This is a genomic window from Microbacterium lacusdiani (assembly GCF_054779895.1).
Window position 1 is genome coordinate 1 of sequence record NZ_BAAGXJ010000008.1, and the last position, 18014, is coordinate 18014.

General features: G+C 70.3%; 19 protein-coding genes. 13 read left to right on the top strand and 6 right to left on the bottom strand.

Features of this window, described 5'->3' with window-relative positions; translation table 11 throughout:
- Positions 1 to 258 precede the first annotated feature (258 nt).
- On the top strand, positions 259 to 468 hold the full coding sequence (locus ACYVGN_RS07545) for a hypothetical protein (RefSeq protein ID WP_045245741.1): 210 nt from the start codon (positions 259 to 261) through the stop codon (positions 466 to 468).
- A gap of 116 nt (positions 469 to 584) precedes the next feature.
- Here the strand turns inward: ACYVGN_RS07545 and ACYVGN_RS07550 are convergent, their stop codons facing one another.
- Positions 585 to 935, bottom strand: coding sequence for a hypothetical protein (locus ACYVGN_RS07550; protein ID WP_005052795.1), 351 nt, complete (start codon positions 933 to 935; stop codon positions 585 to 587).
- Between the two features lie 60 nt (positions 936 to 995).
- Here ACYVGN_RS07550 and ACYVGN_RS07555 point away from each other — a divergent pair, with 60 nt between their 5' ends.
- The 10 genes from ACYVGN_RS07555 (at position 996) to ACYVGN_RS07600 (ending at position 9664) form a co-directional block, all read left to right on the top strand.
- The gene (locus ACYVGN_RS07555; protein ID WP_164743636.1) at positions 996 to 1469 is read left to right on the top strand and encodes a MurR/RpiR family transcriptional regulator; all 474 of its coding nucleotides are present in this window, start codon (positions 996 to 998) and stop codon (positions 1467 to 1469) included.
- Complete coding sequence (locus ACYVGN_RS07560; protein WP_005052796.1) at positions 1385 to 1975, top strand: SIS domain-containing protein; 591 nt, start codon at positions 1385 to 1387, stop codon at positions 1973 to 1975. Before ACYVGN_RS07555 ends, ACYVGN_RS07560 begins: the two co-directional genes overlap by 85 nt.
- 101 nt (positions 1976 to 2076) lie before the next feature.
- The gene (locus ACYVGN_RS07565) at positions 2077 to 3216 is read left to right on the top strand and encodes an ABC transporter ATP-binding protein (protein ID WP_062637296.1); all 1140 of its coding nucleotides are present in this window, start codon (positions 2077 to 2079) and stop codon (positions 3214 to 3216) included.
- A 50-nt stretch (positions 3217 to 3266) separates the two neighbouring features.
- Entirely contained in the window at positions 3267 to 4619 is a 1353-nt protein-coding gene (locus ACYVGN_RS07570; RefSeq protein ID WP_090586847.1) for an extracellular solute-binding protein, read from the top strand.
- Complete coding sequence (locus tag ACYVGN_RS07575; protein WP_005052798.1) at positions 4616 to 5446, top strand: tyrosine-protein phosphatase; 831 nt, start codon at positions 4616 to 4618, stop codon at positions 5444 to 5446. Before ACYVGN_RS07570 ends, ACYVGN_RS07575 begins: the two co-directional genes overlap by 4 nt.
- Positions 5447 to 5464: 18 nt before the next feature.
- Positions 5465 to 6385 (top strand): phosphodiesterase, encoded by a 921-nt coding sequence (locus tag ACYVGN_RS07580; RefSeq protein WP_460789874.1) that lies wholly within the window; start codon positions 5465 to 5467, stop codon positions 6383 to 6385.
- A gap of 7 nt (positions 6386 to 6392) precedes the next feature.
- Complete coding sequence (locus ACYVGN_RS07585; RefSeq protein ID WP_062637302.1) at positions 6393 to 7373, top strand: carbohydrate ABC transporter permease; 981 nt, start codon at positions 6393 to 6395, stop codon at positions 7371 to 7373.
- 8 nt (positions 7374 to 7381) lie between these two features.
- Positions 7382 to 8299, top strand: coding sequence for a carbohydrate ABC transporter permease (locus ACYVGN_RS07590; protein WP_090586852.1), 918 nt, complete (start codon positions 7382 to 7384; stop codon positions 8297 to 8299).
- A gap of 527 nt (positions 8300 to 8826) precedes the next feature.
- Positions 8827 to 9147 (top strand): hypothetical protein, encoded by a 321-nt coding sequence (locus tag ACYVGN_RS07595; protein WP_090586853.1) that lies wholly within the window; start codon positions 8827 to 8829, stop codon positions 9145 to 9147.
- A gap of 202 nt (positions 9148 to 9349) precedes the next feature.
- Positions 9350 to 9664, top strand: coding sequence for a hypothetical protein (locus ACYVGN_RS07600; protein ID WP_460789877.1), 315 nt, complete (start codon positions 9350 to 9352; stop codon positions 9662 to 9664).
- Positions 9665 to 9692: 28 nt separating this feature from the next.
- Here the strand turns inward: ACYVGN_RS07600 and ACYVGN_RS07605 are convergent, their stop codons facing one another.
- The 4 genes from ACYVGN_RS07605 to ACYVGN_RS07620 form a co-directional block, all read right to left on the bottom strand.
- Positions 9693 to 10493 carry an amino acid ABC transporter ATP-binding protein gene (locus ACYVGN_RS07605; RefSeq protein WP_460789879.1) on the bottom strand — a complete coding sequence of 267 codons (801 nt, stop codon included), beginning with the start codon at positions 10491 to 10493 and terminating at the stop codon, positions 9693 to 9695.
- Complete coding sequence (locus tag ACYVGN_RS07610; protein WP_460789881.1) at positions 10480 to 11139, bottom strand: amino acid ABC transporter permease; 660 nt, start codon at positions 11137 to 11139, stop codon at positions 10480 to 10482. The genes ACYVGN_RS07605 and ACYVGN_RS07610 overlap by 14 nt, the downstream gene beginning before the upstream one ends.
- A gap of 184 nt (positions 11140 to 11323) precedes the next feature.
- Positions 11324 to 12130: an amino acid ABC transporter substrate-binding protein gene (locus ACYVGN_RS07615; RefSeq protein ID WP_460789882.1), complete on the bottom strand. Its 807-nt coding sequence runs from the start codon at positions 12128 to 12130 to the stop codon at positions 11324 to 11326.
- 120 nt (positions 12131 to 12250) lie between these two features.
- Positions 12251 to 13879, bottom strand: a complete 1629-nt coding sequence (locus ACYVGN_RS07620; protein ID WP_460789884.1) for a hypothetical protein — start codon at positions 13877 to 13879, stop codon at positions 12251 to 12253.
- 94 nt (positions 13880 to 13973) lie between these two features.
- Between ACYVGN_RS07620 and purL the strand changes: the two genes are divergently transcribed.
- Both purL and ACYVGN_RS07630 read left to right on the top strand, forming a co-directional pair.
- Complete coding sequence (gene purL / locus ACYVGN_RS07625) at positions 13974 to 16292, top strand: phosphoribosylformylglycinamidine synthase subunit PurL (protein WP_460789886.1); 2319 nt, start codon at positions 13974 to 13976, stop codon at positions 16290 to 16292.
- A gap of 5 nt (positions 16293 to 16297) precedes the next feature.
- Positions 16298 to 16456, top strand: a complete 159-nt coding sequence (locus ACYVGN_RS07630; RefSeq protein ID WP_156377052.1) for a hypothetical protein — start codon at positions 16298 to 16300, stop codon at positions 16454 to 16456.
- Between the two features lie 129 nt (positions 16457 to 16585).
- Here the strand turns inward: ACYVGN_RS07630 and ACYVGN_RS07635 are convergent, their stop codons facing one another.
- Positions 16586 to 18013 carry a lyase family protein gene (locus ACYVGN_RS07635; RefSeq protein ID WP_460789887.1) on the bottom strand — a complete coding sequence of 476 codons (1428 nt, stop codon included), beginning with the start codon at positions 18011 to 18013 and terminating at the stop codon, positions 16586 to 16588.
- Position 18014: the final 1 nt, after the last annotated feature.

Consider the following 18014-nt stretch of genomic DNA (forward strand, 5'->3'; position numbering starts at 1 on the left):
CGGGGACCTCGACCCCTACCCGCCGACCATCACCCGGCGAGCCTCACCCCCACCGCATGTCCGAAGAGCCCCCAATTCCCTTGGTCACCCCGGTGTGAACCATGCACCCCGGGCGGGCCATCCCCGTATCGGTGCACACCGTGCGTAGCGAGCTTTCCCGGAATCTCCTTGTGTCCTGGCGTTAACACGGGTGTCGTAGCATCGCATTAGCACCGCGACCACTCCTGAGAGTTGCACCCGGGATGAGGTGAATGCATCGTGACGGCACCGGGGTATGAGTTCAGCGTCTGGGAGCGCTACGCCACCGAGTTCACACTGGCTTTCGGTGACAATCCGTCGCGCATCCGGGCGGTGCGGGTGGCCTACTTCGAGCACGAGTTCGATGTGGACTTGATTGCGCAGCTCAGCGGTTTTCCTGTTTGGAGAATCCGACAGGCGTTGTCCCAGGGACTTCCACAGGCGAGCTGAAGAATCGTCGACCAGAGTCCCAGAACTGCTCGCCCATCTACCATCCCCTTGCGGGCACTGCGCGGTGAGGGGACGTCAGCGTGCGACGGTTCGGCCCGGGCGCGATGTCTCCCCTTTCACGTCTGAGTGGCCATCGGTCTGATCGGGCCATGAGCAGGATCAGTTTCGCGCGTCGCCCCCGCCCTCTGGTTCCGCGCTGCGGGCGTCATCGTCGTGGCAGGCTTCTTCGCGTCGTTGGTTACCGGTGTCTGCTGCCCCGGCGCCCCCGCCAGCGGAACATCGACGTGCGGAACGTTCGAGCGCTTGACCGCCGGGATCGACAGATCACGTGGCTCTGGCTCGCACGGACGGTCATCGTAGGCGCCATCGCGGCGCTCGAGGTGGGCGTCTTCGGTCGAGTCACCCTTGGCCGACTTCCTTGCGGGCATGGCACTGTTCGGGAGCTCGAGCGGACGCAGGGAGGTCATGAAATTGCCTTTCGCGGATAGCGGAGGCGATGAACGCTGCGTTCACCTATGGTTGGGGTCGTGGTCGCATTGCGCCCATACGATGTGCGGCGAACCCGAAAGGTGATCACCGGCTACATGAACTCGCCCCTCAACGAGCCGCCGCTCGGCGGAACCATCGACCACATCCTCTCGATCCTGCCGTCGCTCGTACCGAGCGCGCAGCGCGTCGCCCGCATCTGCGCCGAGCGACCCCACGACGTGGTCGACATGTCGGGCGCCGACCTCGCCGAAGCCGCCAACACGTCGCCGGCCACCGTCAGCCGCACCGCCCAGGCGCTGGGGCTGCGCAGCTTTCAGCACCTGCGCATGCTGCTCGTGCGTGACCTCGCCGCCGACGCCACCGCCGCGCCCGACGCACCCGCCGGCACCGAGGGCTTTCTGCGGTGGCTGGCCGAGGGGCGGGTGGGATGCTGCAGACCGCGCTCGCCTCGATCGACCCGGTCGCGTTCGACGCCGCTGCCGACGCCATCGCCCGCGCGCCGCGCCTGCTGATCTCGGGCACCGGCGCCTCGCACGCCGCCGCCCAGGCGTCGGCCGTCGCGTTCGCCGTCAACGGCCGGCCCTGCGAAGCGCCCGCTGACGGCGTGGTCGCCCACCTCACCGCCCGCGTGCTCGCCCCCGGTGATGTGTGCCTCATCGTCAGCTCGAGTGGCGCCAACTCGGTGACCCTCGCGGTTGCGGACGCCGCCGTCGACGCCGGCGCCACCGTGATCGGGGTCACGAGCTTCGCCCGTACCCCGCTCACCACCCGCGCCGACCACCTGCTCGTCGCCGGTGCGCGCTTCCAGGCGTGGGATCAAGGCATTCTCGGCAGCGGGCTCGTACAGCTGCTCGTGCTCAACGCCCTGCAGATCGCCGTCGCCGACCGCATGAGCGACGCCGCCGACCGCGCGCGCCTCGCGGTGCGCGAAGAGGTGCTCGACATCGTCGCCGACGACGGCTCCGACGCCGAGGCATCCGACGTGCCAGACGTTATCGACCACGGCGATGGGCGTTAACACTCCGTTTGCAGGAAATTCACTTTCCTCGATTGCAATAGCTCTGCAAGCGGATTTCGCGGGAAGGCCCGGTTCGTCAGGTCGCTTGCAGAAGGCGACTCATGGGAACGATCCAGCTCTCTGGTGTCGGTCGCTCCTTCAAGAGCACCGCCGCCGTCAGTGATATCGACCTGATCATCGAAGACGGCGGGTTCGTCGTCTTGCTCGGCCCCTCGGGCTGCGGCAAGACCACCCTGCTGCGCATGATCGCCGGCCTGCTCGAGCCCACGGCCGGCCGCATCCACCTCGACGGCGACGACATCACCGACCTCCCGTCGAAGAAGCGCGACCTCGCGATGGTCTTCCAGAGCTACGCGCTCTACCCGCACCTGAGCGTGCGCAAGAACCTCGCGTTCCCGCTCAAGACGCAGCGCCTCGGCGCCGCCGAGATCGCGACCCGCGTGCAGGAGGTCGCCGACAGCCTCGAGATCGGCCACCTGCTCGACCGCAAGCCCAAAGAGCTCTCGGGCGGGCAGCGCCAGCGCGTCGCCGTCGGCCGCGCCCTCGTGCGCAACCCCAAGGCGTTCCTGATGGACGAGCCGCTGTCGAACCTCGACGCGAAGCTGCGCACCCAGACCCGCCACGAGCTCACCGCCCTGCACCGGCGCCTCGGCGCCACGTTCGTCTACGTCACCCACGACCAGGTCGAAGCCATGACCATGGCGACGAAAATCGTGGTGCTCAACGCCGGCCGCATCGAGCAGTACGGCACCCCCGAGCAGGTGTACGACCGGCCCGAGTCGGTGTTCGTCGCCGGCTTCCTCGGCAGCCCGGCCATGAACCTCGTCGACGCCCGCATCGTCACGATCGACGGCAGCATCGCCGTCACCGCCGACGGCATCGCCGGCGGCCTGTGGCCGGGAGACGTGCCCGACCTCGATGTCGTGCTCGGCGTGCGGCCCGAGAAGCTCACGATCGCGTCTGCGCACGCGGCATCCGACACCCGGGGCGTGCGCATCGCCGGCCGCATCGACCTGGTCGAGAACCTCGGCGGTGAGCAGATCGTCACGTGCCTCGTCGCCGGGCGCGAGGTCTACGTGCGCACCTCGCGCGAGGTCATCGCCACCCCCGGCGACGACATCGTGCTCACCGCCGCGCCCGAGAACGTGCACCTGTTCGACCGGGCCTCGGGCCGCCGGCTCGAGTGGGTCGCCGATGCACCCGTGGCCGACCCGGCCGCGCACGAGCTCGTCACCGCCTGAGCCGCCTTCCCTCCCTTCGTTCTGCCCCTCACCCCTACCCAGGAGAAATCATGAACACCCGTGCCCGTCGCGCCGTCTTCGCCACCGCGGCGATCGTCGGCGCCGCCGCCCTCGCCGGATGCGCCGGCTCTGTCGCAGGCAGCGCGCCCGCGGCATCCGGCTCGCTCACCGAGCTGACCGACGACCAGCAGGTCGAGATCGTCTTCGAGTCGTACAACCTCGCGAACGTCGGCACCTTTTCGGATGCCATCAACCAGCTGCTGGACGAGTTCATGGACGAGAACCCGAACATTACCGTCGTCGGCCAGCCCAGCCCGTTGACCAGCACCGCCGCGAGCGTGCAGCAGCAGCTGCTCGCCGGGCAAGCGCCCGACATCGCGCAGCTGACCTTCAACGAGCTCGACTTCGCCGCCACCACCCTCGGCGCGCAGAACCTCAGCACCCTCGTGGGCGACGAGGGCCTCGCCGATCAGTTCGGGGGCGACTACCCCTACCACGAGCGCGCCGCCGTGCTCGCCGACTGGGACGACGCCACCTACGGCCTGCCCTACGTCTTCTCGACTCCCATCCTGTGGATCAACGAAGACCAGTTCACCGCCGCAGGCCTCGACCCCGAGACCGTCGATCTGTCGACGTGGGATGCTGTCGCCGACGCCGCCGCGCAGATCACCGAGTCCACCGGTGCCCCCTCGATGAGCGTGTCGTGCGTGATCACCGGCGGCAGCTGGTGCATGCAGGGCCTCTTCCTCTCGAACGGCGCCCAGGTGCTGAGCGATGACCGCACGACGATCGAGTTCGGCTCGGACGCCGCGATCGATACGGTCGCGACCTTCACCGAGATGTACGAGGACGGCGTGCTCACCAACGAGGACTTCACCAGCCAGTACGAGGCGTTCGCGCAGGGGAAGACCGCGATCCACGTCAACAGCTCGGGCGTGCAGGGCGCGTTCATGATGGGCGCCGAGGCCGGTGGCTGGACCCTCGACGCTCACACCCTGCCCGCGTTCGGAGACCAGGCGGTCGTGCCCACCAACTCGGGCTCGTTCCTCGCGATGTTCGCCACCGACCCCGCCAAGCAGGCCGCCGCGTGGGAGCTCATGCAGTTCATGACCAGCCCCCGCGCCTACGAGATCATCTCGACCCAGATCGGGTACCTACCGCTGCGCAGCAGCATGGCCGACGAGGGCGGACCGCTCTATGACTGGGTCGAAGCCAACCCGCTCGTGAAGCCCAACCTCGAGCAGCTCGACGCGCTCGAGCCGTGGGTGTCGTACCCCGGCGACAGCTACGCCCAGGTCGACCAGGTGCTCGCCACCGCCATCGAAGACGCGGTCTTCAACGGCGCCGACCCGGCCGCCACTATGACCGAGGCCGCCGAGCGCGCGCAGGGGCTGATCGAATGACCATCGACCTCGACCTGACGCCTTCGGCGACGGATGCCGCGGCCGCTTCGTCGCCGGATGCCGCGACCGCGGCGCCTCGTGAGCGTCGCCACGCCGTGGCCGGCCTCTACAACCTGCGCGACACCGGCGGCTACCGTGCAGCCGGCGGCACCAGCCGGTGGGGCAAGCTGCTGCGGTCAGATGCTCTGCACCGCATCGACGCGACCGGTCGCGACCGGCTGGCCGAGATCGGCGTCGCCCACATCATCGACCTGCGCGGCGGCGACGAGCGCGCCACAGCGCCGAGCGCGGTCGACGGGCTCGAGGTCACCGTGCACCACCTGCCCGTGTTCGACGACGCCGACCCGGCCGCGCAGGCCACCACGCACGTCGGACTCGTGCCCGTCTACGACCACATCGTCGACGAGCGCGGGGCGCAGCTGGTCGACGCGATCCGGGTGATCATCGCGGCTGACGACGACGACGCGGTGCTCGTGCACTGCACCGCCGGCAAAGACCGCACCGGTCTCGTCGTGGCCTTCGCGCTCGCCGCCGCCGGGGTCGACCGCGACGACGTCGTGGCCGACTACGCCGCCACCGCCGAGAACCTGCGCGGCGAGTGGTCAGACGCGATGACCGCCGTCTTCGAACAGCGCGGCATCGAACTGACCGCGGGAATGGTCGAACTCATCACCGAGAGCCCCGCCGAGGTGCTCGAGGCGCTGCTCGAGCGCATCGACCGCGAGCACGGGTCGATCAGCGCCTACCTCCTCGCCCACGGACTCACCCCCACCGAGCTCGAGCGTCTCACCGCCGTGATCATCGACCCCGCCGCCACCGCGGTCTGATCGGAAGGAACACACACCATGTCGCACATCGCGAGCCAGCATCCCGCTCCCGAGCACTTCATCCTGCATGTCTCTGACACCCACTTCGTGGGCGACGGCGACCTGCTGCACGAGCGCATCGACAGTGACAAGAACCTCGCAGAGCTGTTCGACGGCTTCACCAAGGCCAACGCCCGCCCCGAAGCGATCGTGTTCACCGGCGACCTCGCCGACACCGGCCGCCCCGACGCCTACGAGCGCCTGCGGGCCATCGTCGAGCCCGCCGCCGAGAAGCTCGGTGCCCAGGTGATCTGGGTGATGGGCAATCACGACGAGCGCGTCGCGTTCCGCCGCGGCCTGCTCGACGAGGAGGCCGACCAGTCCGAGCCCGTCGACCGCGTCTACGACGTCAACGGTCTGCGCATCATCGCGCTCGACTCGACGGTGCCCGGGCAGCACCACGGCGAGATCAGCGACGAGCAGTTGGCGTGGCTGCGCCGCGAGCTCGAAGTCCCCGCGCCCGACGGCACCCTCATCGCGCTGCACCACCCGCCCGTGCCGAGCCCGATCGGGCTCGCCGCCCTGGTCGAGCTGCGCGACCAGGAGCGCCTCGCCGAGGTCATCCGGGGCACCGACGTGCGCGGCATCCTGGGCGGTCACCTGCACTACTCGACCACCAGCACGTTCGCGGGCGTGCCCGTGTCGGTCGCGTCGGCGACCTGCTACACGCTGGACCTCGCCGTCGCCTACCCCGGTGCCCGCGGCCAGGACGGCGGCCAGTCCTACAACCTCGTGCACGTCTACGGCGACCGGGTGCTGCACTCCGTCGTGCCGATCGGGCAGTTCCCGACCGTCTACGAGATGACTCCCGAGATGCTCGAGGCGTTCATGAACATGACCCCCGACGAGCAGCTCGCCGCCGTCAACGCGGCCGCCGTCAACGCGTCGGCGGGAGAGTAGTCAGCCCATGTTCGTCACCGTCTCCGCTCCCTCGGCCGCCGCTGCGCCGGCCGAGGGAGCGGGCGCGGCTCCGGCCGAGGCATCCGCGCCCGTCGTGCGCCGCTCGCGCTTTCGGCCCCAGAGCCTGCTGCCCTACCTGTATGTGCTGCCGGGCACCGCGTTCCTCATCCTCTGGACCTACAGTCCCCTCGCCCAGACGTTCGGCCTGTCGTTCTACGACTGGAACCTGCTGCCCACAAGCCCCAAGACGTTCGTCGGCGGGTCGAACTACGCCGAGGTGCTGGCGCTGCCCGAGCTGCACACCGCGCTGCTGAACACCGTCGTCTACATCGCCGCGTTCTTCGTCTTCTCGCTCGTGCTGCCGATCGCGATCGCCGTCATGTCACGGCAGGTGCGGGGGCGAATGCGCACCTTCTATCAGGCGCTGATCTTCGTGCCGTTCCTCATCACCCCCGTCGCCACCAGCGCCGTGTGGCGGTGGCTGTTCGCCGAGCAGGGGGCATTCGCCACCGTGCTCGCGCACTTCGGCGTCGACATGCCGAACGTCTTCCGCGACCCCGACCTCGCCATCTGGGCCGTCATCGTCATCGTCGGGTGGCAGATGCTGGGCTTCGGCGTGCTCGTGATCGCCGCCGGCTTCGCCGGCATCAGCCCCGAATACGGTCAAGCCGCCGCACTCGACGGTGCCGGCGCCGGCCGCATCTTCGGACGCATCACCTTGCCGCTGCTCTCACCGACCCTGGTCTTCCTGTCGCTCATGACGATCCTCCTCGCCGCGCAGTGGACCTACCCGATCATCGACCTGCTCACCCAGGGCGGGCCCACCAACTCAACCACGAACATCTACTACCTGCTGTACCAGTTCGGGTTCCAGAACTTCGACGTGGGCATCTCGTCGGCGGCCGGGGTGATCTTCTTCGTCGGGTTCGGCGTGATCGCACTCATCTTCCTCGAGCTGCAGGAGCGGCTCAGCTTCTACGACAACTAGGACCACCCATGTCATTCGTCACCGTCACCGGGCCGGCGCTCGCCGCCGACACCGTGCTGCACAAGGGCGCTCGCGTGCGGGCGGCTTCCGCTTCGGCGGAAGATGTCGCCGTGGCATCCCGCACCCGCCTCGGCACCATCGCCGGCCACGTCGTGCTGATCATGCTCGCGCTGTTCAGTGTCTTCCCCGTGTACTGGATGTTCGCCACCGCCTTCCGCGCCCCCGAGAACGCGCTCGACCAGACGCTGCTGCCCTGGCCGCTCAGCCTCGAGAACTTCGCCTACGTGTGGAACACCATCCCCATCGGCAACATGCTGTGGAACACCTTCGCGATGTCGATCATGCTCGCCGTGGCGCAGCTGCTCATCGCCGTGCTCGCCGCCTACGGGTTCGCCATGTGGGACTTCCGCGGGCGCAAGCTGCTCATGTTCCTCTTCATCGGGTCGTGGCTCGTGCCGTTCCAGGTCACGATGATCCCCAACTATGTGCTCGTGTCGCAGATGGGCCTGCTCGGCACCGTCGGGGGCGTCGTGATCCCCCAGCTCGCCGGAGCCTTCGCCGTGCTGCTCATGGTGCAGCACATGCGCGCCTTCCCCCGCGAGCTGATCGAAGCCGCACACCTCGACGGGCGCTCGAGCTGGGCCACGCTCTGGACCGTCGTCGTGCCCAACATGAAGCCGGCGCTCGCCGCGCTCGGGATCATGGCGTTCATCTCGGCGTGGAACGAATACCTCTGGCCGACGCTCATCATGCGCCAGGGCGATGCACTCATCCAGGTCGGCGTGCGCAGCTTCTTGAGCGCCGAGGGAAACAACTGGGGCGCGACGATGGCCGCCGCCGGGCTCGCCTGCGTGCCCGTGCTGCTCATCTACGTGTTCCTCCAGCGATACGTCGTCGACGCCTTCGTGCGATCAGGACTCAAGTGAGGCACCGTCCCTACGGCTGAACTGACCAAGCCACCCAAAGCAGCGACGTCTTGCACCGATCCCCTTGCGGGCGACGAACGCAAGCGGGAGGTCGCGGGCGATCTTCCGGGCGTCGTCAAGCGTGCCCCTACTCGTTGACTTCCCATGGCTGGCCGAAGCTGGCGCCGCGTACGACCGACCAAGCTTCTACCGCGCGCTCGCACGAGTCAATCGTCGCCCCACAGTCCCGTCACGTAGTAGTCCTCTGCGTCGGTGTAGATCGAATCGCCGACCCGCTCTTCAACGTTCGGGAGTCCGGCGAGCTCATCGGATGCGCCGTCGAGAACCAACTCATATACGGAGCACTGCAGAAGGACCGGGACTAGCGTCACCTCATGTACGGCGTACTCGTGCTCCGGAGCACCGTCGTCGTCGTATTCGACGTGCAGGCTTCCCTCGTCGCGCGCCCGGACGTGCGTTAGCCAGGGTCGTTGTCAAGGGGGGATGCAGACGACGGCTGTCAGCGCATTGTTGATCTGGAGGTACTGATGATCACCGCAGATCAACAAAGGCTGGTGTTCGAGCCGCTCGGCCAGGGCGCCTGGCGGCTGTGCGACGCCGGCATCGACGAAGCAAGCGCCGAGCGCTTGATCGCCTACGTGGAGCGCGCGGCGAGCGGCGGGTACGAGGCGATCTGGATGCGGCCGGGTCTGCGAGCCAGCCATCACGCGACGCGCGAAGACGTTCGACTGACTGCCATGGCGCAGCGGAGCGGGAAGGTCGCCTCGACGCGTTCGAAGCCGATCCCGATCCCGCATCTCACACCGCTGCAGTCCCCGCTAGCCCGAGGACTCCCCGGCGCCAACTGACGAGCCGCACCCATCGCAATGGCGCGGGCCTGCGACTGGGCTCGGGGTCGCGCTTCTGAGTTGAAGCCGCCGCCCACTGTTGTGGAGGCGCGGGCACTCGCATTGAACCGATCGCACGGCACCGCGTTAGACCAACACAGCTGTCCGGTTGGCTGTCGGCTCGGGCATCAGGTACATGCCCTCACCCCATGACCCCCACCGAATGTCCGAAGAGCCAGACAAGCTCGCCCAGTGGGGCCGGTGGCGCGACGAGCGGCTGGGCGCCCCGGCCCTCGCCCCGGCTCCCGGCACGACGCCGGCGCAGTTCGCCGCGGCTCAGCCCGTGGCACCCGCCGCGTCGCCTCTGCCGTTCGGGAACCCGGCGTTCGTCCGCCCGCCCAAGGGCGTCGCCGAGGAGGGACGCCGCCTGAAGCGGGGCTTTTCGTGGGCCACCCTCGTCGTGATCGTCGTGGCCCTGGTGTTCTTCCTGGTGCAGAACTTCGGCCACATGATCCTGGGGTTCCTGGTCGCCCGCTGACCCGCGGTCGCGGTCCCGCCCGGACCGCCTAGGAGTCGAACGGCCGCAGGATGCGGTCGAGGAACCGCCGGGTGCGCTCGTTGCGCGGCGCCCGGAAGATCTGCTCGGGCGCGCCGCGCTCGGCGACCACTCCCCCGTCGAGGAAGAGCACCTCGTCGGCCACCTCGCGCGCGAACTGCAGCTCGTGCGTCACGACGACCATGGTCCAGCCCTCGTCCGCGAGCTCCTTCATGACCACGAGCACCTCGCCCACGAGCTCGGGGTCGAGCGCACTGGTGGGCTCGTCGAACAGCAGCAGGTCCGGTCGCAGCGCGAGCGCCCGGACGATGCCGACGCGCTGCTGCTGCCCGCCCGAGAGCTCGTGCGGATACGCGTCGCGCTTGGCGAGCAGACCCACGCGGTCGAGCAGCGCCTCGGCGCGCGCGACCGCCTGATCGCGCGGCTCGCGCTGCACCGTCACGGGCCCTTCGATCACGTTCTCCAGCACCGTGCGGTGCGGGAACAGGTTGTGGTGCTGGAACACCATCGCGCTGCGGTCCCGGATGGCGAACCGCTGCGCCTTGGAGAGCCCGCCGGCGAAGTCGACCTCGGGCCCGCCCGCGAACGCGAGCGCGCCGGCATCCGGCGTCTCGAGGCCGTTCAGCGAGCGCAGCACCGTGGTCTTGCCCGAGCCGCTCGCGCCGATGAGGGCGACGACCTCGCCGCGCCGGACCTCCAGGTCGATGCCCTTCAGCACCTCGTGCTCGCCGAAGCTCTTGCGCAGGCCGCGGACGGTCAGCAGGGTCTCGCCGAGCACGTGGCCCGTCGATCCGGACTCAGTGGGCGACATAGCGGTCGAGCCTCCTCTCGAGCCGGTCCTGAGCGGCCGACAGCACGGTGCAGAACATCCAGTAGATGAGCGCGGCCTCGATGTAGATCGTCATGAACTCGCTCGTGAACGTCGCGATGCGCTGCGCCTCGCGGAACATCTCCGTGACCAGGATCATCGACGCCAGCGACGTGTCCTTGACGAGCGAGATGAAGGTGTTCGACAGCGGCGGCACGCTGACGCGGGCGGCCTGCGGCAGGATGATCCGGCGCAGCGTCGTGGCGTTCGACATGCCGATCGTGTAGCCGGCCTCCCACTGCCCCTTCGGCACCGACAGGATGGCCGCGCGGATGATCTCGGCCGCGTATCCGCCCACGTTGATCGAGAACGCGATGATGGCGCTGGGCCACGGATCCAGCGTCACGCCGATCGACGGCAGGCCGTAGAAGATCACGAACAGCTGCACCAGCAGCGGCGTGCCCCGGATGATCGACACGTAGGCCCGGCCGATCCACGACAGCACGCGGTTCGGCGAGAGCCGCAGCAGCGCGATGCCGAGCGCGATCACCAGACCGAGCGCGAACGACGCGAGCGTGAGCGGGATCGTCCCCTTCAGGCCGCCCAGCACCAGCGGCCAGAACGACTCGAGGATCAGCTGCCAGTCCATCTATCCCCTTTCACAGAAGCGGTGTCGCGTACCGGCGTGGGCGAATTCGAGCCGTTTCGTCTCCGTTCGCTGGCGCTCACTCCGCTCAACGACCGGGGATCGACAGGCCGATGACGCCGGTCGTTGAGCGGAGCGAAGCGGAGACGAAACGCAGAAGCGGAGACGAAAGGTCTTGGCCGCGAGGTTACTGCGAGACGTCGGCGCCGAAGAACTGCTCGCCCAGCTCGGCGAGGACGCCCTCCTCGGCCAGCTCGGCGAGAGCGCCGTCGATGGCCTCGGCGAGGTCGGCGTTCTCCTTCGTGAACACGAACGCCATCTCACCGGCCTCGGGGGTCTCGGCCGCGATCTTGATCGGGGCGTCGGGGTTCTGCTTGACGTAGTCGAGGAAGGTCAGCTCGTCGTTGATGGTCGCGTCGATGCGGCCCTGCTCGAGCAGCGCGATGGCCTGCGCCCAGCCCTCGACGGCCTCGACGGTCGCGCCCGACTCCTCGGCCAGCGCGCCCCAGTTGCTCGAGAGCGACTGGGCCGTGGTCTTGCCCTCGAGGTCCTCGAACGACGCGATGTCGGTGTCGTCCTCGGGCACGACGATCACGCCGGGCGACACGGTGTACGGCGTCGAGAAGACGTACTTCTCCTTGCGCTCGTCGTTGATCGTGACCTGGTTCGCGATGGTCTCGAAGCGGCCCGCGTCGAGACCCGCGAAGATCGCGTCCCACTGGGTCTCCTCGAACTGCACCTCTACGCCGAGCTTCTCGGCGACCGCGCGCGCGACCTCGACGTCGTAGCCCGTGAGCTCGCCCGAACCGCCCTCGTGGTAGCTGAAGGGAGGGTAGGTGCCCTCGGTCGCGACGACGAGCGTGCCGTCGGAGAGCGCCGCGGGGCCGTCGGCGGGGGCGTCCGAGCCGGTGGCGGCGGGCTGACCCGCGCAGCCCGCGAGGGCGAACAGGGCGGCCGAGGCGGCGAGGACGGTGGCGGTGCGGGTGATGCGCATGTGGTGGTGATCCTTCGGATGAGGGATGTTCGGGCGGGCTCGCGAGCCGAGAACCAAGCTCAGCACGGCAGGGGCCGTGTGACCTAACCCGTGCGACGCCGTGTTTCTTCCCGCGATCCCCTACGCGCTGGCCGCGCGGGCCGCGTCGCGGCGGCGGATGATCTCGCGGCGCGTGCGGGCGGTGAGGAGCGACGGGTCCTGGAGGTACGGGAACTCGGCCCACGCGGCCGGGTCGTCGACGCCGAGAGCCGCGAGGTAGCTCCCGGCGCGCGCGACGGGGCTCGACCCGCGCAAGCCGAGGGCCGTCATGAGCGCGGCGGGCGCGGCGGGGCCCGTCGGCGCGAAGGCGTCGTTCACGGCGCCGGCGATCCAGGCGATCGCGGCGGCCGCGAGCTCCGGCTTGCCCTTGGCGAACAGCCGGGGCTCGGTCTCGGCCAGCAGGTCGGCGATCCGCAGGGCGGCGGCGACGATCTCGGGGTCGTCGAACACCTCGCCCCCCGCCCGTTCGATCAGGCCGCGGACGGACTCCAGCCCGGCGCGCGCCCGGTCGTCGAGGTGCCTCAGATCGGTGACGACGCGCGTCATCGGGACGGCGTCGAGCGCATCCAGCTGCCGGCGGCCGCCCACGCGCAGCGCGAGCAGCGACAGCTCCCGGGCGCCGGGGTCGTCGTGCGGCAGCTCCCCGTCGGCGTCCATCGCCACCAGGTCGAGGAAGTCGCCGGCCAGGTCGTCGATCGCCTCGAGCGTCAGCGCCGTCAGCCGCTCGTCCACGGCGGACCGGGCGTGGGCCTCCTCGACGAGCGCGGGCAGGGCCCCGAGCAGCGCCTCCGGGTCCGCGCCGTCGTCGGCGACCGCGTCGGGGAGCAGCTCGAGCAGCAGGTCCTCGGCGAACGTGTCGCTCCAGCGCAGCGGATCGCCGCCGCCGCTGTGGGCGCGGTTCAGCGCGATCAGCAGGCGCGCGGCGTCCGCCGATCCGGGCACGCGCGCCTCGACGGCCGCGACAAGGTCGTCGTCCAGGGCGGCGTCCTCCGCGGCGCGCGGGTAGCCGGATCCGCCCTCGGGCAGGGCGTGCAGGATCCACGCCAGCAGCGGGCGGCACGCGGGCCACGACTCCGTGACGAGCTGCGGCTCCAGCGCGAGGTCGGCCGCGATCGCGGTGCGGATGCGCTCGCGCGCGTCGGCGGGCGACACCTCCGCCACCGGATACTCGGCCGGGTCGACGCCCTTCGTGCCCGCGGCGAGCGCGTCGGCGAGGGTCTCCGCCGCGACGAACGCGTCATCGACCGTGTTCCCGCCGTCGCGGTCGATGAAGACCGTGGCGGTGAGCGGGGCGCCGTCCGGCAGCGTCGTGCCGACCAGGATCGTCCCGTCGGCCCCGAGCGCGTGGTCGATGGATGCGACGCCGGTGATCTCCGGAGCTGCGGGCGCCGCGAGCCAGCCAGGGAGCGTGCGCCACCGCCCGCCCGCCTCGGCACGGATCCGGGCCGCGAGCTCGGCGTCCGCCGGGCCGCCGGCATCCAGCAGCACGGCCATCGCGAGCAGCAGCGCATCGCTCTGGCGCACGGCGTCATCCAGCGTGCGGTCCACCATCTCGGCGAGCGTCGGCAGGCCCTCGATCCCGTTGCCGTCGGCGTCGAGCGGGCGGCGCAGCATCTCGAGCACGCTGCTCGCGTAGGCCAGCAGGTCGAACGCGTCGCCGCGCAGGGCCTCATCGACGGTGCGGATGAGGTCGAGGTCGCGGCGGCTCATGCCTCGAGGGTATCCGCGCGCGGATAGACTGGACCGCGTCCGGCCCCTCGACGTCCGCCCGCCCGAGCGACGTCTCGATCCTGGAGCTCGCCGCGTGACCAACGCCCCCACTGCCCACGTCGTCGACACCGTCGCGAACGCCGCCGCCACGCCTGAGCGAGAGCAGCCGTACGACGCTCTGGGGCTCAAGCCCGACGAGTACGCGAAGATCCGCGAGATCCTCGGCCGCCGCCCCACCTCGGGCGAGCTGGCGATGTACTCCGTGATGTGGTCGGAGCACTGCTCCTACAAGTCGAGCAAGATCTACCTGCGCCGCTTCGGCCAGAAGGTCAGCGACGAGATGAAGAAGCGCCTGATGGTCGGCATGGGCCAGAACGCCGGCGTGGTCGACGTCGGCGAGGGCTGGGCCGTCACCTTCAAGGTCGAGTCGCACAACCACCCGTCCTACATCGAGCCGTTCCAGGGCGCCGCGACCGGCGTCGGCGGCATCGTGCGCGACATCATCTCGATGGGCGCCCGCCCCGTCGCGGTCATGGACCAGCTGCGCTTCGGCGCGATCGACCACCCCGACACGGCGCGCGTCGTGCACGGCGTCGTCTCGGGCATCTCGAGCTACGGCAACTGCCTCGGCCTGCCGAACATCGGCGGCGAGACCGTGTTCGACTCGGTCTACCAGGCCAACCCGCTCGTCAACGCGCTCGCGGTCGGCGTCATGCGGCACGAGGACATCCGCCTCGCCAACGCGACCGGCGCGGGCAACAAGGTCGTGCTGTTCGGCGCCCGCACCGGCGGCGACGGCATCGGCGGCGCGTCCATCCTGGCGTCCGACACGTTCGCCGACGGCGGCCCCACCAAGCGCCCCGCGGTGCAGGTGGGCGACCCGTTCGCCGAGAAGGTGCTCATCGAGTGCTGCCTCGAGCTGTACAAGAACGACCTGGTCGAGGCGATCCAGGACCTCGGCGCCGCAGGCATCTCGTGCGCCACGAGCGAGCTCGCGGCCAACGGCGGCTCGGGCATGAACGTCGAGCTCACCAACGTGCTGCTGCGTGACCCCTCGCTGACCGCCGAGGAGATCCTCATGAGCGAGTCGCAGGAGCGCATGATGGCGATCGTCGCGCCCGAGAAGCTCGACGCGTTCCTCGCGGTCGTGGAGAAGTGGGATGTCGAGACCAGCGTGCTCGGCGAGGTGACGGGCGACGGCCGCCTCGTCATCACGTGGAACGGCGAGACCATCGTCGACGTCGACCCCTCGACCGTCGCGGTCGACGGCCCGGTCTACGAGCGCCCCGTCGCCTACCCCGCGTGGCTCGACGCACTGCAGGCCGACACGGCCGCCGTGCTGCCGCGCCCGACCGACGGCGCCGAGCTGGCCGAGCAGCTGAAGAAGCTCGTGGCCAGCCCGAACCTGGCCGACGCGTCGTGGATCACCAACCAGTACGACTACTACGTGCTCGGCAACACGGCGCTCGCGTTCCCCGACGACGCCGGCATGATCCGCGTCGACGAGGAGTCGGGCCTGGGCGTCTCGATCGCCACCGACGCCAACGGCCGCTACTGCCAGCTCGACCCGTACGCGGGCGCGCAGCTCGCGCTCGCCGAGGCGTACCGCAACGTCGCCGTGACGGGCGCCCAGCCCACGGCCGTGACCGACTGCCTCAACTTCGGCAGCCCCGAGAACCCCGAGGTCATGTGGCAGTTCTCGCAGGCCGTCGACGGCCTGTCGGACGCCTGCCTCGAGCTCGGCGTGCCGGTCACGGGCGGCAACGTGTCGTTCTACAACCAGACCGGCGACGTGCCGATCCACCCGACCCCCGTCGTCGGCGTGCTCGGCATCATCGACGACGTCGCGCGCCGCATCCCGAGCGGATGGCAGGACGCCGGCGAGAACATCTACCTGCTCGGCACCACCGCGACCGAGCTCGACGGCTCGGCGTGGGCCGGCACGATCCACGGTCACCTGGGCGGTCGCCCGCCGAAGGTCGACCTGGCCGGCGAGCGCACCCTCGCCGGGATCATCCAGGCCGCGAAGGACGAGATGCTCGTCTCGAGCGCGCACGACCTCTCCGAGGGCGGCCTCGCCCAGTCGCTCGTCGACGGCGTGCTGCGCTTCGGCGTCGGCGCCCGCGTGTGGCTCACCGAGATCATGGAGCGCGACGGCGTGGACGCCGCCACGGCCCTGTTCTCGGAGTCGACCGGCCGCGTGATCGTCACCGTGCCTCGCGAGGAGGACGTGAAGTTCCGCGGGCTGTGCGAGGGCCGCGGCTACCCCGTGATGCGCATCGGCGTGACCGACAGCGAGCCGACGCTCGAGGTGCAGGACCTGTTCACGATCCCCGTGGCCGAGCTGCGCGCGCTGTCGACCGGCACGCTGCCGGCCGCGTTCGGCCCGACGGTCGTCGAGCCGGTCGCCTGACCCGCATGCAGATCAACCACTCCGAGCTCGAGGCCGACGGCGAGGCATCCGACCACTGGTCGGAGCGCCGCAACCGCCGCGTGCGCGCGGTGGCCTGGGTCGTGATCGTCACGCTGCTCGTCACGGGCGGCGGCGCGACGCTGCTGGCGCTGCTGTTCGGCTGAGGATCGTCGCGACTCCCGCCCGCGCGGCCCGTGCAGCCCCGGCCCGACGCCGCACTTGTGGTCAGGAAACGCCGCGTCCGACGCCGCGCCTGCGGCATGTCTTGACCACAAGGCGCCCGGAGCCGGCGCTCAGCGCCCGGCGACCGCCTCGCGTGCCCGCCGCGCGGCCTCGCGCGCGATCTGCGGCGCGAGCCCGACGTGGCCGGCTGGATCCAGCAGCTGCCGGATGCGCACGGGCGGCAGCGCACGGGTGACCCGCGGATCCGACACCAGCAGCTGCTCGAAGTCCTCGCCTTCGGTGGCGCAGCGCATCGCGGCCTCGTAGACGATGCGGTGCGCCTCGTCCCGGCCGATCTCCTCGCCGAGAGCCAGCATCACCGCCTCCGAGCCGATCAGGCTGCCGCTGAGCTCGAGGTTGCGGCGCATCCGGCGGGGGAACAGCTCGAGCCCCTCGAGGATGACCTTCAGCCGCATGAGCAGATCGCCCATCGCGATCAGGCTGTCCTGCATCGCGGCGTCGAGCTTGGCCGTCGCCCCGCCGTCGGCCTCGTGCGGATGGATGATGGCCGCGACGGCCTCCGGCGCCTTCGCGCGCACCTGCGCCGCGAGGTCCAGCACATCCGCCGCCAGCTTCGGGTTGCGCTTGTGCGGCATGGTCGAGCTGCCCACCGACCCCTCCGGCACGGGCTCCGACACCTCCCCGAACTCGGTCTGCATCATGGTCTCGATCTCGATCGCGATGCGGGCGCAGGATGCCGCGACGATCGCGAGGTCGGAGATGTAGCCCGACTGCGGCGAGAGCAGGGCCCGGGACGGCACCGGCATCGGCTCGAGGCCGAGCAGGTCGGCGACGCGGCGCTGCACCTTCGGGCCGACCTCGCCGAGCGACGCGAAGCTGCCCACAGCCCCGGCCATCATGACGCGCAGGCACGGGTGGACGCCGTGGTCGATCCGGTCGAGGCCGCGCATCAGGTCGTCGATCCAGGTCGCGACCTTGAGCCCGAACGTGATGGGCACCGCGTGCTGCCCGTGCGTGCGGCCCGGCATGATCATCGTGGCCGACCGCTCCGCCAGGTCGCCGAGCGCGGCGAGGCAGTCCAGCAGCAGGCTGCGCACGATCTGGTGTGCGCGCCCGATCAGGATGGCGTGCCCCGACTGCATGATGTTCTGGCTGGTCGCGCCCCAGTGCACCCAGCCGCCGGCGCCGTCCCCGGCCGCGTGCGCGAGCTCCTCGATCAGCGGCACGAGCGGATGCCCCTGCGCCCGCATGCCCTCGATGACCCGGTCGCGGTCCAGCGCCGACAGTCGCCCGACCTTCGCGATGCGGCGCGCGGCCTCCTCCGGCACGATGCCCGCCTCCGCCTCCGCGCGCGCGAGCGCCACCTCCACGTCCAGCCAGGACTGCCAGATGCTGTCGGTCGTGTACAGGGCGCGGATGCCCGCGTCGGGGACGCTGTAGTCCGTGAACCGGCCGGCGTCGCCGGCGGCCTCCGCGATCGTCAGGTCGATCGGCTCGGCGACCCGCCGGGACAGCGGGATGGGGGCGGTGTCGTCCACG